Source organism: Fulvimarina endophytica (assembly GCF_003403015.1).
Taxonomy (GTDB): Bacteria; Pseudomonadota; Alphaproteobacteria; order Rhizobiales; family Rhizobiaceae; genus Fulvimarina; species Fulvimarina endophytica.
On record NZ_QURL01000001.1, the window covers coordinates 717,258 to 733,359 of the forward strand.

At 63.7% G+C, this 16,102-nt stretch carries 27 protein-coding genes; 11 read left to right on the top strand and 16 right to left on the bottom strand.

Annotation, left to right across the window (positions count from 1 at the left end; all coding sequences use genetic code 11):
• Positions 1-66: 66 nt before the first annotated feature.
• From DYI37_RS03225 to DYI37_RS03290, 15 genes are all read right to left on the bottom strand, one after another.
• The gene (locus DYI37_RS03225; protein WP_116681720.1) at positions 67-414 is read right to left on the bottom strand and encodes a DUF4326 domain-containing protein; all 348 of its coding nucleotides are present in this window, start codon (positions 412-414) and stop codon (positions 67-69) included.
• Positions 414-1,925: a DnaB-like helicase N-terminal domain-containing protein gene (locus DYI37_RS03230; RefSeq protein ID WP_116681721.1), complete on the bottom strand. Its 1,512-nt coding sequence runs from the start codon at positions 1,923-1,925 to the stop codon at positions 414-416. Before DYI37_RS03230 ends, DYI37_RS03225 begins: the two co-directional genes overlap by 1 nt.
• Complete coding sequence (locus DYI37_RS03235) at positions 1,922-2,188, bottom strand: hypothetical protein (protein WP_116681722.1); 267 nt, start codon at positions 2,186-2,188, stop codon at positions 1,922-1,924. The genes DYI37_RS03230 and DYI37_RS03235 overlap by 4 nt, the downstream gene beginning before the upstream one ends.
• Entirely contained in the window at positions 2,185-3,102 is a 918-nt protein-coding gene (locus DYI37_RS03240; RefSeq protein WP_147307865.1) for a hypothetical protein, read from the bottom strand. Before DYI37_RS03240 ends, DYI37_RS03235 begins: the two co-directional genes overlap by 4 nt.
• Before the next feature lie 302 nt (positions 3,103-3,404).
• A complete protein-coding gene (locus DYI37_RS03245) occupies positions 3,405-4,004 on the bottom strand; it encodes a RuvC family protein (RefSeq protein ID WP_116681724.1) in 600 nt (199 codons plus the stop codon).
• Positions 4,001-6,526, bottom strand: a complete 2,526-nt coding sequence (locus DYI37_RS03250) for a DNA methyltransferase (RefSeq protein ID WP_116681725.1) — start codon at positions 6,524-6,526, stop codon at positions 4,001-4,003. The genes DYI37_RS03245 and DYI37_RS03250 overlap by 4 nt, the downstream gene beginning before the upstream one ends.
• Positions 6,523-7,332 (bottom strand): hypothetical protein, encoded by an 810-nt coding sequence (locus tag DYI37_RS03255; protein WP_116681726.1) that lies wholly within the window; start codon positions 7,330-7,332, stop codon positions 6,523-6,525. The genes DYI37_RS03250 and DYI37_RS03255 overlap by 4 nt, the downstream gene beginning before the upstream one ends.
• Before the next feature lie 92 nt (positions 7,333-7,424).
• Positions 7,425-7,997 (bottom strand): hypothetical protein, encoded by a 573-nt coding sequence (locus DYI37_RS03260; RefSeq protein ID WP_116681727.1) that lies wholly within the window; start codon positions 7,995-7,997, stop codon positions 7,425-7,427.
• 89 nt (positions 7,998-8,086) lie between these two features.
• Positions 8,087-8,530, bottom strand: coding sequence for a hypothetical protein (locus tag DYI37_RS03265; protein ID WP_116681728.1), 444 nt, complete (start codon positions 8,528-8,530; stop codon positions 8,087-8,089).
• 580 nt (positions 8,531-9,110) lie between these two features.
• Positions 9,111-9,467 (bottom strand): helix-turn-helix domain-containing protein, encoded by a 357-nt coding sequence (locus tag DYI37_RS03270; RefSeq protein ID WP_116681729.1) that lies wholly within the window; start codon positions 9,465-9,467, stop codon positions 9,111-9,113.
• Positions 9,464-9,625 (bottom strand): hypothetical protein, encoded by a 162-nt coding sequence (locus DYI37_RS19875; RefSeq protein WP_158555065.1) that lies wholly within the window; start codon positions 9,623-9,625, stop codon positions 9,464-9,466. The genes DYI37_RS03270 and DYI37_RS19875 overlap by 4 nt, the downstream gene beginning before the upstream one ends.
• A gap of 3 nt (positions 9,626-9,628) precedes the next feature.
• Positions 9,629-9,877: a hypothetical protein gene (locus DYI37_RS03275; protein ID WP_116681730.1), complete on the bottom strand. Its 249-nt coding sequence runs from the start codon at positions 9,875-9,877 to the stop codon at positions 9,629-9,631.
• Positions 9,874-10,182: a hypothetical protein gene (locus DYI37_RS03280; protein ID WP_116681731.1), complete on the bottom strand. Its 309-nt coding sequence runs from the start codon at positions 10,180-10,182 to the stop codon at positions 9,874-9,876. The genes DYI37_RS03275 and DYI37_RS03280 overlap by 4 nt, the downstream gene beginning before the upstream one ends.
• Positions 10,179-10,388 carry a hypothetical protein gene (locus DYI37_RS03285; RefSeq protein ID WP_116681732.1) on the bottom strand — a complete coding sequence of 70 codons (210 nt, stop codon included), beginning with the start codon at positions 10,386-10,388 and terminating at the stop codon, positions 10,179-10,181. The genes DYI37_RS03280 and DYI37_RS03285 overlap by 4 nt, the downstream gene beginning before the upstream one ends.
• On the bottom strand, positions 10,385-10,600 hold the full coding sequence (locus tag DYI37_RS03290) for a carph-isopro domain-containing protein (protein WP_116681733.1): 216 nt from the start codon (positions 10,598-10,600) through the stop codon (positions 10,385-10,387). Before DYI37_RS03290 ends, DYI37_RS03285 begins: the two co-directional genes overlap by 4 nt.
• Positions 10,601-10,670: 70 nt before the next feature.
• On the opposite strand from DYI37_RS03290, the gene DYI37_RS03295 reads away from it, so the two are divergent.
• Together DYI37_RS03295 and DYI37_RS03300 are read left to right on the top strand one after the other, a co-directional pair.
• A complete protein-coding gene (locus DYI37_RS03295) occupies positions 10,671-11,411 on the top strand; it encodes a S24 family peptidase (protein ID WP_116681734.1) in 741 nt (246 codons plus the stop codon).
• Complete coding sequence (locus DYI37_RS03300) at positions 11,408-12,187, top strand: hypothetical protein (protein ID WP_116681735.1); 780 nt, start codon at positions 11,408-11,410, stop codon at positions 12,185-12,187. Before DYI37_RS03295 ends, DYI37_RS03300 begins: the two co-directional genes overlap by 4 nt.
• Positions 12,188-12,306: 119 nt before the next feature.
• Here the strand turns inward: DYI37_RS03300 and DYI37_RS03305 are convergent, their stop codons facing one another.
• Positions 12,307-12,618 carry a helix-turn-helix domain-containing protein gene (locus DYI37_RS03305; protein WP_116681736.1) on the bottom strand — a complete coding sequence of 104 codons (312 nt, stop codon included), beginning with the start codon at positions 12,616-12,618 and terminating at the stop codon, positions 12,307-12,309.
• A 117-nt stretch (positions 12,619-12,735) separates the two neighbouring features.
• Here DYI37_RS03305 and DYI37_RS03310 point away from each other — a divergent pair, with 117 nt between their 5' ends.
• The 9 genes from DYI37_RS03310 to DYI37_RS03355 all read left to right on the top strand — a co-directional run bounded on the left by DYI37_RS03310 (position 12,736) and on the right by DYI37_RS03355 (position 16,034).
• On the top strand, positions 12,736-12,930 hold the full coding sequence (locus DYI37_RS03310; RefSeq protein ID WP_116681737.1) for a hypothetical protein: 195 nt from the start codon (positions 12,736-12,738) through the stop codon (positions 12,928-12,930).
• Positions 12,931-13,226: 296 nt separating this feature from the next.
• A complete protein-coding gene (locus DYI37_RS03320) occupies positions 13,227-13,520 on the top strand; it encodes a hypothetical protein (protein WP_116681739.1) in 294 nt (97 codons plus the stop codon).
• A 2-nt stretch (positions 13,521-13,522) separates the two neighbouring features.
• Positions 13,523-13,711 carry a hypothetical protein gene (locus tag DYI37_RS03325; RefSeq protein ID WP_116681740.1) on the top strand — a complete coding sequence of 63 codons (189 nt, stop codon included), beginning with the start codon at positions 13,523-13,525 and terminating at the stop codon, positions 13,709-13,711.
• The gene (locus tag DYI37_RS03330) at positions 13,708-14,214 is read left to right on the top strand and encodes a hypothetical protein (RefSeq protein ID WP_116681741.1); all 507 of its coding nucleotides are present in this window, start codon (positions 13,708-13,710) and stop codon (positions 14,212-14,214) included. The genes DYI37_RS03325 and DYI37_RS03330 overlap by 4 nt, the downstream gene beginning before the upstream one ends.
• A complete protein-coding gene (locus tag DYI37_RS19880) occupies positions 14,211-14,366 on the top strand; it encodes a hypothetical protein (protein WP_158555066.1) in 156 nt (51 codons plus the stop codon). Before DYI37_RS03330 ends, DYI37_RS19880 begins: the two co-directional genes overlap by 4 nt.
• Positions 14,367-15,224: a hypothetical protein gene (locus DYI37_RS03335; protein WP_116681742.1), complete on the top strand. Its 858-nt coding sequence runs from the start codon at positions 14,367-14,369 to the stop codon at positions 15,222-15,224.
• Complete coding sequence (locus DYI37_RS03340; RefSeq protein ID WP_116681743.1) at positions 15,221-15,433, top strand: hypothetical protein; 213 nt, start codon at positions 15,221-15,223, stop codon at positions 15,431-15,433. The genes DYI37_RS03335 and DYI37_RS03340 overlap by 4 nt, the downstream gene beginning before the upstream one ends.
• A complete protein-coding gene (locus tag DYI37_RS20110; protein WP_199520063.1) occupies positions 15,430-15,813 on the top strand; it encodes an Arc family DNA-binding protein in 384 nt (127 codons plus the stop codon). The genes DYI37_RS03340 and DYI37_RS20110 overlap by 4 nt, the downstream gene beginning before the upstream one ends.
• Positions 15,810-16,034 (top strand): hypothetical protein, encoded by a 225-nt coding sequence (locus tag DYI37_RS03355; protein WP_116681744.1) that lies wholly within the window; start codon positions 15,810-15,812, stop codon positions 16,032-16,034. Before DYI37_RS20110 ends, DYI37_RS03355 begins: the two co-directional genes overlap by 4 nt.
• Positions 16,035-16,102 lie beyond the last annotated feature (68 nt).

Consider the following 16,102-nt stretch of genomic DNA (forward strand, 5'->3'; position numbering starts at 1 on the left):
TGCGATACTGGCACTGCCAGCCATGCCGAAGGGGCCATGATCGGACGTCGGGTCGCGAGGTGTCGGTCATGCTGCGTCCTCGCACACAGGACGGTTCGCGATTTCGAGAAGGACGTCGGCATGGCACGGAGCGTCAAGCGGGCAGAAGCATGCCAAATTCTTCCCTCTGATCTGTGAAAGGTCTGGCTTCTTCGCTTCCGTCCACTTGCTGTCGAGGTCGCCGTTGACCCACTCGCGGAAGAGCGAAACCGCCTTGGCTCGCGCATCGCTGTAGTTCATCTGAAACCAGGCCTGACAAAACGCGATCGAGAAGGGGTTACCAAACGGGCCTGGCCGCGTAACCTTCACCGTGTTCGGAGGCATCCTCCATCCCTTCGTGCGCTTCAGTTGCACGCGCTTCGGTTGATCATCCATCAGAACAACTCCGCTTCCTGCCGGCGCCGGCTGACATACCGGGTGTAGCGGCCTTCGAACTCCACGAACTCGCTGACGTTGGAATCGCCATACCGGACCTTCACGGCGCCGATCTCGGCCATGCCTTCCGGGTTTTCGCCCGGGTCCCGGAACGATTTGCGGAGCATGAACCTGTTCATGATGTCGGCTTCTTCCTTGGCGTCGACCGCCGTACGGAGTGCCATGTCTCGCCAGCGTTCCGGGCGGTAGAGGTAGAGGATGGCGTCGTAGTCCATGCGGGACGCTTCGCCGCCATAGAGGTCTTCGGCGATCGGACGGGGCACCTTGCGACCGGCGCCCTTCCCGTTCCGCTGATTGAGCGAGAGCCAAGCCGCGCCGAGCTCTTCCGCCATGCCCTTGCACGGCCTGTTGACCGCTGACGCGATCGAACCCGCATCGGCTCGAGGATCGTCGGCCGTGACGGCGCTGACGTGGTCAAGGATGATCAGCGGCGTCGGCATGGATTCGCCCCGCTTCTCATAGCGTCGGCGCACCGTCGTCACGTCCCGCTTCGCCAGCGCGCAAAGAGCGGCCGCCTTGATGTTCGAGACCCGACGGAATTTCAGGTCGAACGGGTGCATCCGATCCCGCGCCGCGCGAAGATCCTCCATCTCGGCATCGTTAAGCGATCGTCGCCCGCCGGCATCGTGCCTTGCGATCTGGGCGACCGATATCCCGCACTCCTGCGACCACATCTGAAGGTAGACCTGCTCGGGCCGCTGATCGAAGGAGTAGAGGAAGACCGGGTGCCCGGCTTGCGCCGCGGTTCGGATGAACTGCAGCATCAGGCTCGTCTTGCCTTCACCAGACGCGCCGAGAAGGCCGTAGAGGTTTCCTGCGCCGAGGCGGTCCTCCTGCAGCACGTCGGCGATTTCGGGAAGCGGAACCGGCACGCCGCCACCGCTGGCCTTCCTCGGGCTCTGTATTCGGTCCAGGACGCTATCCATCATCGCGACGTGGTCATGGTCTCCGTCGTCGGAGATCGTGCCGCGTGCAAGCTCGATGAGGTGTTCCTCTGCCTGGCTGATCTGTAGCGCTGGATCGTGATCGAACGGCGCGTCGAAGGCCTCGTTGACGATCCCCTCGCCGATCGTGATCAGCCGGCGGCGGATGGCGAGGTCATAGATCGCCCGGCCGTAATCGGCGGTGTTGATGATGCTGGTCGCCTCTGCGGCGAGACGAGCGAGATACTGCGCCACAGTCAGGTTTCCGACGCGATGGTCAGCCGGCAGGAACGTCTTCACCGTGATCGGCGTGGCGACCCGGCCGCCGGTGATCATCTTGCGGATGCCGTCGAAGATGTCCTGGTGAAGCGGCTCGAAGAAGTGGGCCGGTTCGAGGAACGGGACGGACTGAACCGCCTCGTTGTTGATCAGCATGGCCCCCAGAATAGCCTGTTCGGCCTCCAGATTGTTCGGCGCCTCGCGGTAAAGCGGGCCGGTGTCGGCGAAGTTGTGGACCGGGGCGTTCATTGCCTAACCTCCCGCTGGATCACCGGCTCGACGGCGTCTTGAATCTCCGCTGCGAAGTCGAAGGTCATCATCGCCGAAAGCTGGACGAAGGCGCCGAGGTCGAGGGATTGAGCGCCGACGGAGCCGAGCGCCTTGCACAGGGCTTCGACGCAGTCTTCCGGCGACATGCCGTGAAGGATCTGCCCGATCTGATCGGCCGCGGCTTCGGCCACGTCGCTCGGCTGATGTCGGTCGCAGCAAGGGCACAGTTCGGGGCCGCTCATGCCGCCACCTCTTTCGGCTCGAGAAGCGAGAACGTGACGTGGCCGGCGATGCTCTTTTCGCGGACGATCAGGCCGCGCTCCGCAAGCGCCGTGAAGGCGAGATCGAGTGCGCGCCATTCCTTGCGGCCAAACTTCTTCATCAGCCATTCCTGATCCATGAGGACCGGGCCACCGCCCTGCTTCTCGGAGGCGAGGGTGATGTGGTCGAGGAGCTGCGTCTCGAGTTGGGACGGCGCGCGGGGTGTCGGCGGGCCGGCGCGCGTCACGGGCGCGGGCACGGAAGGCGTTGCGGGTTTCTTGGCCTCGACGAACGTGCCGTCTTCGTTCGCCACGCGATAGGCCTTCCCGGCGGGCTCCATGACCGACTTGAGCGATCCGGCGCGGACCAAGCGGGCAATGATGATGCCGACGGAGCCGTTCGGAACGCCGCAGAGCTCGCCGATCTCGGTCGTCTTCATCCGGCAAATGCCGTCGATCTCGCGGTTCGAGCGCATCGTACGCAGGAAGACATCATCCTTTGACGAGACATCGTTCGCCTTCTTCTCGGCTTCCTCCCTCATGATCTGTTCGTCGAGGCGCAGGCTGATGAGATGCTTCGCCTTCGTGATCAGATCGGGGAGCTTCTCGACCGGCACTTCGCTGATGACGCCAACTTCGCCGGCGGCTTCTTTGATCAGTTCGGAAACGAGCCGCATCTTGTCGGTGTCACCACCAACGAGATCGAGCAGCTCAGCCTTCGCCTCGTTCGTCGTCAGCGTCGGAGCCGCTGCTTCGATCGCATCGACGTGTCCCGCATCGGCAGCACCATGTTCCTCCGCCCGATCGGGCTCCGCTGCGACGGGAACACCTGCAGGAAGCACCACCGGATCGTCGACGTCGTTTCCGTCACCGTCCGCCGCTTCATCCTCTGCCACGACGCGATCATCTTCGGCGGGACCGGATGGCTCATGAACTTCGGCCGCTGGCGCTTCGCGTTCGGATCGGTCTTCGACCTCCGCGGTGATCCTGACCGTGATCGTGGCCGGCGAATCCATGAGGTATTCCCGAAGACCCCGAACCCGTGTCGCCGCGCGCCCGAGCCAGACCGCTTCGTTTCTGTGTCGACCCGCGAGCTCATCGTGACGCGCCTTCTCCGCGAGATGTTCGTTCGCCGCTTCGGTAGCGATCCCCTGGCGGGCCGTCAGAAGCGTTTCGAGGGATTGAAGATCCATGGTCGTCATGCTGCCTCGGCCTCCTTCGACCGCTGGTGTTGCATCATCTTGAAGATCGGATGGTTCGGGGCCGCGAACGCCACACCCACGGCATCAGCCATGTCATCGTTCGTGACCGGGATGCGAAGCGCAGCGCACTTCTCCCGCGTGGCCTTTTTCCATGCCTTGCGGTCCCATCCGGGCTGCCTGCCGAAGCCAAGGAAGGTCTTGCGCCAGGTCGCCGAGGAGACCATGCCCCACGACACGTCCTTGATCGCGACGGCCGAGATGATGGCCCCGACCATGATGTTGCTCGAGATGACGGCGTTGAGCCCGCCGAATCCGGCAGCCGCGTCGGGCTGGTCATCGAGATCGAGACCCTTCCGGTTCTTCGCCGCCGATCGCGCTTGAAGCGGCGCACGGAGCGGGCTCTCGATCGAAACGAAGTCCGGTCGCTCCCGGCGCATCATGACGACGAGCTGGCGGGACAGGTTCGCCGCCATCTCTTCATAGCCGTCGCCTTCAGCCTTGATGACGCCGGCACGGATAGCCGCGAGGGAACGGGACGTGTCGTAGTAGGCCCAGCCGGTTTTCTGCGCCGGGTCGATGCCGAGGATGAGGGTCATGCTGCTACACTCCCGTCCATCAGATCGAATAGAGAAGGAACGGCAAGGCCTGCTTCGGCGGCTTTCAGCAGCCTCACGCCGTCGTCGAAATACTGCTCGTTGAGTTCCACGGCCGTGCCGCGCCGCCCGAGCCGGATTGCACGGTTGGGAACGGTGAACAGCCCGCCGAACGGGTCGAACACCGTCTCGCCCTTCTGGCTGTAGCGCTCGATCAGCCGGTCCACGATGTCGAATTGGAGCGGGCAGATGTGCTTCTCGCGGCCCTTGGCCGCCTGGTCGCCGTTCAGCGTGCGCATGCGCACCACGTCGTGCCACACATCCGGGTCGGCGCTTCCCGGTGCCAGCGCCATGAACTTGGTCGGCAGCGCGTCTCGGCTTGCCAGCGCCTCGCCCACCGCCACATGGTCGCGATAGTCGTAGATCGCCTTCATCGTCTCGGCCGGGAAGATCTTCGCCAGCGTCTCGGTCGGTAGGCGCGAGAGCTCGGGCACCGTCAGCGCCCGGTCGCCCGAGGAGCGCCAGAACGAATGCGCGTCGATCTGCCAGCGCGCCAGCGAATAGGCCTCGCGATCCTTGCCCACCTTCTCGTCGGCATAGCCCTTGGAGCGGTCCGTCTGCGGCTTGAAGGCGAGGATGACGTATTCCGGCGAACCGACGCCCATCTTGGACGAGTCCTTCAGCATCTCGCCATAGGAGAGCCGATAGGTCTGGTTGTTCTCGTGGACGACGTCGGTCACCACCGTGATCATGCCGCCGAAGACGAGCCCGTGCTTCTGGAGGTGGAAGATCGTCTCGGCGTGGAAGGGCGAGACCGAAGGCCGCCCGTAGCCGGTCACCGAACCGAACAGGATCCGGTCCTTCACATGCACCGCGGCGATCCGGCCGGGCTTCAACACGCGGGCGATCTCGGGCGTCAGGAAGTCCATCTGCGCCCAGAAATGATCGTTGTCGTCGGTATGGCCGAAATCGTTGTAGCTCGGAGTGTATTCGTAGTGATTGGCGAAGGGAATCGAGGTCACCACGAGGTCGACGGAATGGTCCGCCATGCGCCGCGTCTCGTCCACGCAGTCGTTGTTCGCCACGCGCCAGTCCCGGCCCGCCGCCTCCCGCCGCGTCACGCCGATCGCCCGGCGCATCTCGTCGGCCATGTTCAGCTGTTCCAGCCCGTGCTGGCGGATGATCGCGCTCATGGTCTCCATCGTCTCGTCGTGTTGCCGCCATTTCTCGAAGAGGATGCGGAGCGTGCCGCGCTCCTGATCGGTGTGGACGATGTCGATCCGCACCTGTTCGGACTGGCCGAAGCGCGCGATCCGGTGCACCGCCTGGATGAAGTCGTTGAACTTGGCGGTGATGCCGGCGAAGATCGCCCGGTGGCAGTGCCGCTGGAGGTTGGTTCCGGACCCGAGCATCACCGGCTTGCCGGCGAGGATCGCGAGCCGCCCGTCCGAGAAGTCGCCGACGATCGCCTCGCGCGCCTCGAGGTCCTGCGCCCCGTAGACCGATTTCGCCATCGGCAGCGCCGCCTCGATGGCGCAGCGCTCGGCTTCCAGATCGTGCCAGACCACGAAGTGCCCGGCCGGATCCTCGGCCACCAGCTCGGAAACGCGAGCCACGCGTTCGGTGATCGAGTCCCGCTTCTCGCGGGCCGCGCCCACCAGGTCGTTGCCCACGTCGCGAAGGAGCACGCCCTGTCCGTCCCGTTCGAACGAGCCGTCATAGAGCCGCGTCTTCACCTCGTGGGTGCGCACGTCGAGCGGCGGCAGCTCGTAGCCGTCGTCGGAGAAACCGAGATCGGAGGGCTTCTGCAGGAACACCGCCCAGGAATTCACCCACAGCCAGAACTCACGTTCCTTGTGCGGATAGAGCGTCAGGTCGTTCGCCTTGGCGGCATTGCGCTGGAAGAACCGCGTCAGGGCCTGCCCGGTATCCATGATGCCGAGGAAGCCGGCATAGTGGATCAGCTCCTTCAAGCGGTTCGGGCTCGGCGTGGCGGTCGCCGCGAAGCGGAAGGGCACGCCCTCGAACAGCGGCAGGAAGGTCTGGTAGGTCTTCGAGCCGTAGCTCCGCAGCACCGACGCCTCGTCGAGCGAGACGGCGAGGAAGAGCGAGGGGTCAAGGCGGCCCTCGCGGATCGTCTCGTAATTGGTGAGGTAGATCGTGTCGTCGCCTTCGAGATCCTCGGCGCCGCGCACGAATTTGAGCCGGACCGCGAAATCGCCCGTGAACCGCTCGGCGGCCTCGTTGAAGAACTCCCGCCGCACGCCGAGCGGCAGGACGATCAGCCGCTTGCCGGAAACGCGGGTGCCGAGAAGCCGCATCACCTCCAGCTGGGTCGAGGTCTTGTGCAGGCCGAAGGACATGCAGAAGGCCCGCCGCCCGCCGGCAACGCCCCATTTCACGATCGCCCGCGTATGCGGCTTGAGCGCCGGATTGATCTCGGAAAAGTCCACCTCGAACCCGACCCGCTCGGCGATCTTCGCCTTGGCGTCAAGAAACTGCCGATAGTCTGGAGCGATGGTCATGCCGCCACCGCCTGGACTAGCCCGAGCGCTTCGCCGGCTTCGGCGGGCGAATAGCCATTGTCCCGATAGGTGCGATAGTCGGCGAGCTTGTCGTCGGGGATCGAGAAGCCGCGGCGCCGATCGTTCGCGATCCGGCTGATGGTCGCCATGTGCTCGCTTTTCACGATGGCGGACTGCTTCTTGACATAGTCGGGGCGCTGCCAGCGGGCCTTCGCCTTCTCGCTCATGACGGCAATGGCTTTCGCGCTGTGCTTCTTCCCGCGCCGCTGGGCACCCATGATGCGGGCGCCACGCTCGCGGTCGCTCAAGCCCTGTTCTGCCGCTTGGTGACGGATCGACTGCAGCGTGACGCCGAGCGCCTTCGCCATCTTCTTCAGCGGCCATTCCAGGCGATACATGCGGGCCAGTTCGTCGCGGCGTTCCTTCGTCCAGAATCGCACCGGCTTGGACTTCGTGACGCCGAGCTTCTCGCGCGCCGCCGCTCCGACCCACGTCGCGTTGCAGCGAGACCGGACGGCGATCTTCGTGACGCCGTACATCTTCGCGATCTCGCCGTAGCTGTAGCCTTCACAGAGAAGGCGATAGGTCCGCTGAAGAACCTCTTCGGTCCAGATGACGCGCTCGCCCATGTGCTTGATCTTCAGGCGCTTGGCGTGGGCGCCGACGGACGTGGCCGAGCGATCAAGGCGGGCGGCGATGGACGCGATCGGCTCGCCGGCAGCGAAACCGGACCGGACGGCTGCGGTGTCTTCATCGGTCCAGAACCGACGAGCTCGGGCGTTGTCGCCCATGGCTTCCTCTGTCATGGATGGGGTCTCCGTTCGATACCGTTCGGGGTGAGCGCTGGGCGGTGTGGTTTGGCGACTGAGCCGCCCAGCGCGAATGAGGGGACGGGCGGTCAGGCCGCTTCCTTCGCGTCGTCTTCGTCGAGATCGCCGCCGGCCTTCACGAGCTCGTCGCCGGCCTCTTCTTCGGCTGCCGCCTCGGCGCGCTGCGCGAGAAGATCGTCCATGACCGCCTTGCCGGCGTGCCAGCCGCGCGCGAAGTCTTCGTGGTCGCTGGTCGCGGCGCCGTAGGGATTGTGCAGCGGTTCATCGTCCATGCCCGACAGCTTGCCGGCGTTGTAGGCCTTGGTCTCGCCGTTCTTGTCCTTCTCGGGGAAGAGGCCAAGTTGCGCGTCCGCAGACTTCGACCACTTCACCGCCTGGGTCTTCGCCTTGATCTCCGCCTGGACCTTCTCGGCGCCGTCCTCGCTCTCCATCGCCATCATGACCTTGATCTGGTCGAGGCCGTGCTTGCCGAGATCGGCCTTGATCAGCTTTCCGCAGTTCCGGACCGCGGCATCCGCCGTCTTCTTCGCATCCATGGCGCGCCGGTAATCGCGGCGGTGCATGAGCGCGAGGCACATGGCCTGATCGTTCGTCAGGCCTTCGCTGTTGTGGCCGTTCCCGGCCGTCTGTGTCTGGCTCATTTCCGCGTTCCTTTGCGCAGGTGGTTCACGAGACGCCGGCAGATCGCACCGACGGATTGGGGGTGGTTGTCGTTGGCCGGGGTCATCGCCTACCTCTCGGCTTTGGCTCGCCCTGTCTTGGCGTTCGCGGCCTCTTCCGCCGCGCCCACAAGCGCCTGAGCCATTCGGCGATCCGCCGCCCGGCACTCTTCGTCAGTCGCACCATTGGCGATCATCTCCCTGACGGCTGCGTGGTGATCGGCCATCATTTCGTTCTTGAGGCATTGCGCGTCGTAGGCTTCGCGGACGGCCTTGTAGGCGGCGCCCGAAACGTCGCGCATTTCCGCCCACCGCTCCCAAAGGCGCTTCGCGTAGGCGGGTTTCAGTCCGATCTCCCGCGCGGTCCGATCGCGCGCTGCGCCCCAGGTGTCGCGAGGTCCGCGATGGCGCGAGACCGTCAGAACCTCCAACATGCCGTAGGTTTCGCGGGCTATCGTCGTCATCGTATCGTAAGCTTTGCGATTGTTGTTTTCGCGGTTTCTGCTGTCGGACATGCACACGTCTCCGATGCCATGTTGCGGGCATGGAAGACGCTTTTGACATTGACGGCACTTCTCACGGCGCGGGCTGCAACCCGTCCGATCGCGGCGACGGCTGCAACCGTCCCGCAGAATTTCAGCGCGGAGCAATATGCAGAAAATGCATAGAGCCCGACGACTACTGGTCCGCTCGACGCGCCTCTTCGGCGATCGCGGAGACCAGACGATCCATCCTCTCGGCATCCCGCCGGGAGGAGATCGGGACCGGACCAAAGCCCCGATCCGGTCCCGCCACCGTTGCCAGTCGGGAGGACGGCAAGCCGGGAAAGAGTGCGGACGCGCCCGGAGATGCGGCGGACCGGGCCGCGTCCGCAACGATCGTCAGACCCACGAGGACAGGCCGAGAGACGATCGCATCTGGAAAACTGATGGGTCCGAACGGGAGAGCCGAAGCCCTCGCCGCCGTCGCGGGTGTAAGCCGATTGCCCCGACTCATGATCCACCATTCCCCGCGCGGGGCGCGCATCGGCTTTGTCGAGCGACCCGCTGTCGCCCGTCGGAAGTCCGCAGGGATGGTATTCGGTTGGGGCGCCGATCATTGCCGAGCCTCGTGGATCTGCAAATTCTCGCGCCCGATGAGGCGATACCCGGTGTACCGGCTGCACTCGACATCGGCGCCGAGAGCCTTGAGCTTCGGCCGCATCTTGGAGACCAGCGTGTGAACGCGCTCTGCCCCTGCGTCTTCCTCGCCGTGCCAGACGACGGAAAGGATGGCTTCGGCTGTGACGCGCTCTCTCGCCATGAGCAGGCCGACGAGCTTCTCTTGCTTGTGGGACAGGCCCCAATGGGCAGGGGCGACGAATGACTGCCCCAGGATGCTCTCAAGCTGCGCGATGCGCTCCTGAAGGAGCTCGATCGTCTCGCGGAGTTCGGCAGGTGTTCGCTCGATCATGGCTCGAGCCCGTCCTCGCGGGTCCCGTCCGTCTCACCGAACCGGCCCCAGTCAATCGGCGCCTGACGCCCGCCGCCGTGGCGAAGAACAAGTGCAAGGACGAGGCCCGTCAGGATGACGATCAAAGCCGCCGATATGAGGGTTGTGGGATCGTCCATGGGTCACGCCGCTTCCGACTTGTTCTGCCGGGTGCGCCTGGCCTTCTCGGCGGCTTTCTGCCGACGAATGAAAGACGCCTCATGATCGGCAATGACCTTCGCCCGAAACTCTTCGGCCTTCGCCAGAGCCTCGCGTTCGCTGGCACCGCGGACGAATGGCAACGGTCCGGCGCCTTCGATCAGAACGATGGCCGCGCCGTCCTCACGGACGTAGACGTTCAACTTCGCGTCACGGATTGGGTGATGGGTCATGCCGCTCGCCTTTCGGTCAGAAACAGAAGCTCACGGCCCACGGTGCGTTCGGATTCCGTGCCCTTGCCGATGACAATCGCGAGATGATCGGCGCAGTAGGTCAGGCGCGAGCCGCAGGTGTCGGCGCCGCAGAACATCGTTTCCGCCCCGTTGCCGCCGAGAATGGCCCGGCACTGGAAAGCGCCGGCATCCATGAGGCTGACGGGGCGGGAGACCGGAAGGCGGTCGAAGACGTGGTCCGTCGCCTCGGTGCGAAGCTGGTGGTTAAGGATGCGGCCGGGTTCGATGGGGTTGGTCCGGGTCATGCTGCCGATCCTCCAGGAACGCGCATCTGCCCGGCGGGTGATGGATCGCGAGGCGCGTCGATATAGTCGGCGCAGGCGGTCAGGTTTCGCGCAACGACGCGGGCCTCGGAAGGAGTGAGGGTGATTTCGACGGCGGAGACCGGAGCGCCGTTGATTGTGACAACCACGAAGCCGTCGCGGGTAAACGCAATGATGTATCGGCTCATGCCGCGACCTCGTTCGCATGTGCGGAGATGAGCATGTCAGCGGACAGCGTGTGCCCGCCTTCGTTCGCGATCTCGATGAGGCCGGACCAATATTTGACCGGGATCGAGTTCCGACGCTTCATCTCGGACACGCCGCTAGGGCTGATACCGAGCTTCCGCGCGATGGCGGCATTCCCGCCCAAGCTGTTGATGATGTCCGATGGCGTCTGCATGTCGCTATTCAACACGATTGATGTTGCATGTCAACATTATTCGTGTCGGAAAACGGAATAGCTTCTCGCCATGAGCGAAATGAGCGACCGCCTGCGGCAGGCACGAGTTGAAGCGGGCTATGGATCAGCCTCGGCAGCTGCGGCGGCCGTCGGAATCAACCCGTCAACCTATCGCGCCCATGAGAACGGCCAGAACGAATTCGGACCAGAATATGCCACCCTATATGGGCGCCGGTTCAGCGTAGCGCCCGGTTGGCTTCTGACCGGCTCGGGAGATGAGAGGGTCGAGGCGGATACCGATTTCGAACGGCACGAAGAGCGCGGCGCTTTCAGTTCGGCCTCCGCGTATCGGCCGAAGCGTCCTGGCGGCGTTCCGGAAGTTGACGTGCAAGCCGGTGCCGGCGAAGGCCGCGTTGGCGAGATCGTGCAGATGACGGCGAACGGCCAGGCCTTCAGCGCGCACCCGGTCGTTGCCGAGTGGGTCTTCTCAGACGACTGGCTGGCGGAATTGCGCGCCAAGAGCAGCGGGAGCATCGTGCTCCCGATCGTTGGCGATTCCATGCGTCCGAACTATCAGCCTGGCGATCGCGTTCTTGTGGATCTTCGCCAGACGCAGTTCATGGACGGCGTGGTTTTCCTGATCAGCGTCGACGACGACGCGCCGAGCGTGAAGCGCCTGACGAAGGTCTATCGATCGGACCCGCCAATGGTGACGGTCATTTCGGACAACGAAGCCATCCCGAACCGGGACATCGAAGCCGAGTACGTGAAGATCATCGGCCGCATCGTTGGAAGGCTGACACGCGAATGATGACGATCGAAGAGGCCGCGAAGGAGGCTGTCGACGCCTTGCAGTACCTGCGGCCATCGGCTGTTTCGAACGTCGCCCATCTCGCCCAATCCTGCGGCTTTCAACATCCGCGCAGCGTCGTTACCGCGCACAGGAAGGCCGGCCCGCAGCTATCGAGAAACGAGAAACGGGAAGCCGGCATTCGAGCCAACGGCTTCATGTCGCAGTCGGCATATGAGGAACTGACGGATGCCGGCAAAGCGAAGCCTATGGAAGCCCACTATCACACCGTGATGCGGGCGTTCTTCACGCACAACAGGGCGCGCGAAATCGAACGTTCGTCCTCGAGCCCATACGCTTCGGCCTCCTATCGAAGCACGTTCCCAGACTGCCGAGGATGCGCGCGGCTCGACGGCACAGAAGCGGAAACGCCCACGCCTCCACCAGACTGCGATTACGAATGGTGCCCCCTTGGCATCCGCTACAGCTTCGATTTCCTCGGAGAAGTGGTCGACAATGCGAACGCTCGGCGAGAGGCGATGGTCGATGGCGTCCTTCGCGGCGATTACGAGGACTTCCGGCTTCGCTGCACGGCTTGCTCGCATCCCCTGGTCGTTGCCGTAGATGAGATCAGCGCCGATACGCCGGTTTCATGCGAGAGATGCGGGCACGTCTTCTCGACCTATGGCGTCTTGAGAGAAGCCGTTACCGGCGAGGTGAAGAAGCGTCTGGACGATGCGCTTCAGGCGAGCGAACGCCTGGTGGATACGTCTTCCATCTCAAAGCCAGAACCTTAAGAATGAAACCCCTTTAGGAATTAGCTTTACAGATTCCCCTTTATATATTCGGCGGCACGATCTTGCCGGGGTAGGCCTGCACGATCTTGCCGGGGTAGTGCGGCATGATCTTGCCGGGGTCAAAAAAACGGAGCGCGTAGCAGGTACGTGTTCGGCTTCCCCTTTTGCTCGACCACGAGCATGACACCCGCATCGCGCAATTCGGCAACGGCGTAGCGAACGTATCGAGGGCTTCGCTCCATCTCGCGCGCGATCCTCGGGATAGAATACCAGCAACACTGATCATCGCCATTCATCCGGCGCGATAGCCAGAACCCGACGCGGAACGCGCGGTCGGAGAGTTCTGCGTGCGTGCAGGCGTATTCCGCCCAGGCACGACGCTTCTCGTAAAATTCTTTGGCCGCTTGGCCGTCGTCGTTTCGCTTGAGCATGCGCGACCAGTATCAACATTTTCCGTGTCAATCAACACGAATGATGTTGACATGATGCGTGTTGCGTGGTCTAACCGTCTCCATCAGCAGCAACCGCCGCACCGATGGAGAGACCAGATGCAGACCGCAGCGACCTACACCCTCAATGCATGGGCTTTGGCCGATCGCTTCGGCATGTCGGCGGCTCACGCTGTTGTCCGCCTTAACCTCGTGGCCCGTTTTGGCGACGGCTGGATTCGCAAGCGTGGCCTCTCGTTCGAAACAATCAGCGACGACGAGATCAGCGGCTACCTCGCTGATCTCGCCGCCTGATCTCCCGGCAGCGCAAATGCTGCCCCTCTCCCATCCCCACAATCTCTGGAGACAACCCGATGAAGCCTGCAAATTTTCCCGAACGCGTTCGCCTTCGCCAAGAGCGCGCCCTGTCTCGCATGACGAAGCCTGTGCGCCGGCCACATGAGCCAATCGCCAACTTCAACGAGCGCCGGGACGTGAAGGAATACCGGCATCTGGAACTGTCGGCGACTGCTGGATCCCGTCGCGAGCATCGCAGCAAGAAGAGCCGCGCGTAGGCCCCTCTCCCATCCCCAATCCACAGGAGGCCTCCCATGGCCGCATCAAACATGCCGACAGTGCGTGATGCCCGCCAGGAGCTGATCCAGTGCATCCGTCGCGCCGACGAACTGTTCGACTTCCTCTACGACAACGACGAGGCATTCGCAGCGGCCCAGGATGACGACGAGTTCGCCGGCCTCACCGAGGTCACCGACTGCATCCCGGTCATCGAAAACCTCGATGCCTCGTTTGCGGAGAAGTACCGCAGCGCCCCGCTCCAGCGTTCGCGGCCGGTCCTTCGCGGCCTGAACTACGACCGCTTCGATGACACCGGGCGGAGGATCTGACGATGGGCCTCGAACAGCTAAAGGCCTTGTGGGAGCGGGTGAACGCTCTCGGCGCACCGGACACCGCTTGCATGACCGACGACGCGAAGGGCTACTGCCGCGCGATCGGCGACGTGCTGGCAATCATCGAAGGCGAGATCGCGAACGAAGAGAGGCGCGAAATCCGCGTTGAGCTGGAGCGGGCGGCATGACCGAGGGCAAGAACACTCCGGTCATCAAGCCCTGCCCGATGTGCGGTGACGCGATGAAGGACAATCTTGGTCAGCTCGAACACGTCGAGCAGGGCCAGTGCATCCTCGGCGGTTTCTCTTGGCCGATTGAATGGGCCGACCGCTGGAACACCCGCGCCGATGACCTGGCCGAGATCGGCATTCTCCGCGACCGTAATGCGGAACTGGAGGCGGCGCTGCGGATTGAGGCCGAAAACTTGGCCGATGACATTCGATGGGCAGACTCCTGCTGCGATCTCGCCGCCCTTCTCGCGAGGCAAGCGTCCCTTGAGACCGCCCTCTCCAAGACAGAGCGCAATGCGCCGGGAGAGGCGACGGACCCGCTCAGGGAAGCCGCTCCCGAACTCCTTCGGCTTGCCAAGCTTGTGCAAGGCAGCTTCGGCGGCGGTCTGGTGATGACGTTCTCGGAACTCGACGTGGAAGAGTTCGAGGCAGCCATCGCGAAGGCGGAGGGCAAGTCGTGACCTACACCACCCAAACCCGCCTCACGATCCTCACCGCCACCTTCGGCATGGCTGCGATCCTCGCCATCGCCTCTGCCTCTGCGGAGAGGGTCAATCCACACCACCAGGAAGACTTCGCCTCGTTCCGGGGCATCAGCATGGGAGCGCAGTAAATGATCCAATTCGAGAACGGCCACAGCTACTTCACCCGCGACGGGCGGAAGGTAACGTACGTCGCCGCGACCGCAGACGCTCGCCACGTCGTTGCGCAGATCCTTCAGGTCGAAACCTACGACGGCGATCAAGAATACGCACATGGACCAATAACGATCGAATGCGAGCTTTTTGAGAAAGCGCCGCGTGAGATCGTGGATGAGGAATTTCGTGAAGTTGAGGCGCGGGCAAGAGAGCTGGAAGCGCGAAGCTTCGAGCTCACGAGCGAAGCTTTGAATGCCGAGCGCGAGGTCCGGCGGCGGCTGGACGCGCTCAAGAAGTACGACGGCTTGGACCGCATCGAAGACTTCATTGAAGGGCGTATCACTCACGTTGTCGAGCCGGGAGAGTACGGCGGCGATTACGAGATCAGTCCCTTATCAAAATTCGAGGATGTGGAGTACGGCCGCTCTAAAGGGCTCAAGCTGATCAGCCTTTTCGGGACAACGAACGGCAATTTGGCGTGGCGGGTGAACTCCTATCGAGATGGGTCAGGAGGCGGTTGGAATGAGATCATTCCGTGCGCCAGCATGGAGGAAGCCGAGCAAAAGCGCCGCGATCGAATTGCCGCTGATCTTGCGGAGCAGTCAGAGCACTTCGATTCATCGCGACCTTATTATTTCATGGTTCGCGTTCGTGCGGCCCTCAAATTTGGCGTTCCTGTCAGCGACGAGGATATGGCTCGGTACCGCGTGGCCGAGGCCGAAGATATCGCAAAGAAGCAGGCGGCGATCGAGAACGAGATCGCTGAGAGACAAGAACGTCTCGCGCGGCTTCAGCCCGTCTCCGCACGCCAGTCTGAGGAACCCACCTCATGAGCGGCGCACACATCGCAGCGGCACCGGATCGGTTTTCTGGCATCGCCTTTCAGGCCACCCTCGTCATGAACGAAGCCGCATTCGCCGGCATGAGCCCGTTCGGCGAGGCCTATCACCTGGAACGGATCGAGACGGAATACGCCAAGCTGGGCGAGGCGATCCGTGCGGCGCGAGAAGAGGCGTCGGTCGGCGCAGAGGTGGCGGCGTGAGCGAGAACCGGACCAATTCGGAAGGGTTCATGACCCGCATGCCCGACGGCCTTCGCGACCGTCTCAAGGAAGCGGCCACGGCAAACCACCGCAGCATGAACAGCGAGATCGTCGCCCGCCTTCTGGCGAGCTTCGGAGAGGATGCGAGCGAGCCGGAGGCGATGCCGATGACGGACATTCGAACGAACCGAACCAACGACAAGATCATGCTGCGCGTGCCCGACGGCATGCGAGAGGCCATCAAGGCGCGCGCCGACGCAAACGGTCGATCCTCTACCGCCGAGATCGTCGCCATCATCGCAGCGGCACTCGGCGGCGAGACCGACCGCCTCGCCCGCATCGAAGAGAAGCTGGACCGGCTGATCGGTGGTGCGGAATGAGCGCGCTGTGCCAGAGCTTTGACCCCGACGAGCCCGAGACCACGCGCCACCGCGACGACCGGAAGGCAATCGAGGCCGGCGGGTTCGGCCTCTTCCATCGGTTCGTCCGCGGCCACAACAGCGCCCACCGATGGGACCGCATGCCCGCCGATCGCCGGCAGGGATGGATCGAAGATTTTGAGGCCGGCCTTCGCGCATACCGCGCCGCCGGCGGACGCTGAACACCACCACAATAGGAGGGCCTAATGGCCGAACTCGTTTGGAACGGTAAGACGATCACCACCCCCGG

What these genes read in the sequence shown, in the direction of transcription:
- DYI37_RS03225 (WP_116681720.1), bottom strand. Translation starts at nt 414, where the DNA reads ATGGATGATCAACCGAAGCGCGTGCAACTGAAGCGCACGAAGGGATGG.
- DYI37_RS03320 (WP_116681739.1), top strand. Translation starts at nt 13,227, where the DNA reads ATGGCCGCATCAAACATGCCGACAGTGCGTGATGCCCGCCAGGAGCTG.
- DYI37_RS03335 (WP_116681742.1), top strand. Translation starts at nt 14,367, where the DNA reads ATGATCCAATTCGAGAACGGCCACAGCTACTTCACCCGCGACGGGCGG.
- DYI37_RS03305 (WP_116681736.1), bottom strand. Translation starts at nt 12,618, where the DNA reads ATGCTCAAGCGAAACGACGACGGCCAAGCGGCCAAAGAATTTTACGAG.
- DYI37_RS03245 (WP_116681724.1), bottom strand. Translation starts at nt 4,004, where the DNA reads ATGACCCTCATCCTCGGCATCGACCCGGCGCAGAAAACCGGCTGGGCC.
- DYI37_RS03285 (WP_116681732.1), bottom strand. Translation starts at nt 10,388, where the DNA reads ATGAGCCGATACATCATTGCGTTTACCCGCGACGGCTTCGTGGTTGTC.
- DYI37_RS03260 (WP_116681727.1), bottom strand. Translation starts at nt 7,997, where the DNA reads ATGAGCCAGACACAGACGGCCGGGAACGGCCACAACAGCGAAGGCCTG.
- DYI37_RS03270 (WP_116681729.1), bottom strand. Translation starts at nt 9,467, where the DNA reads ATGATCGAGCGAACACCTGCCGAACTCCGCGAGACGATCGAGCTCCTT.
- DYI37_RS03310 (WP_116681737.1), top strand. Translation starts at nt 12,736, where the DNA reads ATGCAGACCGCAGCGACCTACACCCTCAATGCATGGGCTTTGGCCGAT.
- DYI37_RS03340 (WP_116681743.1), top strand. Translation starts at nt 15,221, where the DNA reads ATGAGCGGCGCACACATCGCAGCGGCACCGGATCGGTTTTCTGGCATC.
- DYI37_RS03355 (WP_116681744.1), top strand. Translation starts at nt 15,810, where the DNA reads ATGAGCGCGCTGTGCCAGAGCTTTGACCCCGACGAGCCCGAGACCACG.
- DYI37_RS03280 (WP_116681731.1), bottom strand. Translation starts at nt 10,182, where the DNA reads ATGACCCGGACCAACCCCATCGAACCCGGCCGCATCCTTAACCACCAG.
- DYI37_RS03330 (WP_116681741.1), top strand. Translation starts at nt 13,708, where the DNA reads ATGACCGAGGGCAAGAACACTCCGGTCATCAAGCCCTGCCCGATGTGC.
- DYI37_RS03250 (WP_116681725.1), bottom strand. Translation starts at nt 6,526, where the DNA reads ATGACCATCGCTCCAGACTATCGGCAGTTTCTTGACGCCAAGGCGAAG.
- DYI37_RS03235 (WP_116681722.1), bottom strand. Translation starts at nt 2,188, where the DNA reads ATGAGCGGCCCCGAACTGTGCCCTTGCTGCGACCGACATCAGCCGAGC.
- DYI37_RS03290 (WP_116681733.1), bottom strand. Translation starts at nt 10,600, where the DNA reads ATGCAGACGCCATCGGACATCATCAACAGCTTGGGCGGGAATGCCGCC.
- DYI37_RS03265 (WP_116681728.1), bottom strand. Translation starts at nt 8,530, where the DNA reads ATGTCCGACAGCAGAAACCGCGAAAACAACAATCGCAAAGCTTACGAT.
- DYI37_RS03295 (WP_116681734.1), top strand. Translation starts at nt 10,671, where the DNA reads ATGAGCGAAATGAGCGACCGCCTGCGGCAGGCACGAGTTGAAGCGGGC.
- DYI37_RS03275 (WP_116681730.1), bottom strand. Translation starts at nt 9,877, where the DNA reads ATGACCCATCACCCAATCCGTGACGCGAAGTTGAACGTCTACGTCCGT.
- DYI37_RS03230 (WP_116681721.1), bottom strand. Translation starts at nt 1,925, where the DNA reads ATGAACGCCCCGGTCCACAACTTCGCCGACACCGGCCCGCTTTACCGC.
- DYI37_RS03325 (WP_116681740.1), top strand. Translation starts at nt 13,523, where the DNA reads ATGGGCCTCGAACAGCTAAAGGCCTTGTGGGAGCGGGTGAACGCTCTC.
- DYI37_RS03300 (WP_116681735.1), top strand. Translation starts at nt 11,408, where the DNA reads ATGATGACGATCGAAGAGGCCGCGAAGGAGGCTGTCGACGCCTTGCAG.
- DYI37_RS03255 (WP_116681726.1), bottom strand. Translation starts at nt 7,332, where the DNA reads ATGACAGAGGAAGCCATGGGCGACAACGCCCGAGCTCGTCGGTTCTGG.
- DYI37_RS19875 (WP_158555065.1), bottom strand. Translation starts at nt 9,625, where the DNA reads ATGGACGATCCCACAACCCTCATATCGGCGGCTTTGATCGTCATCCTG.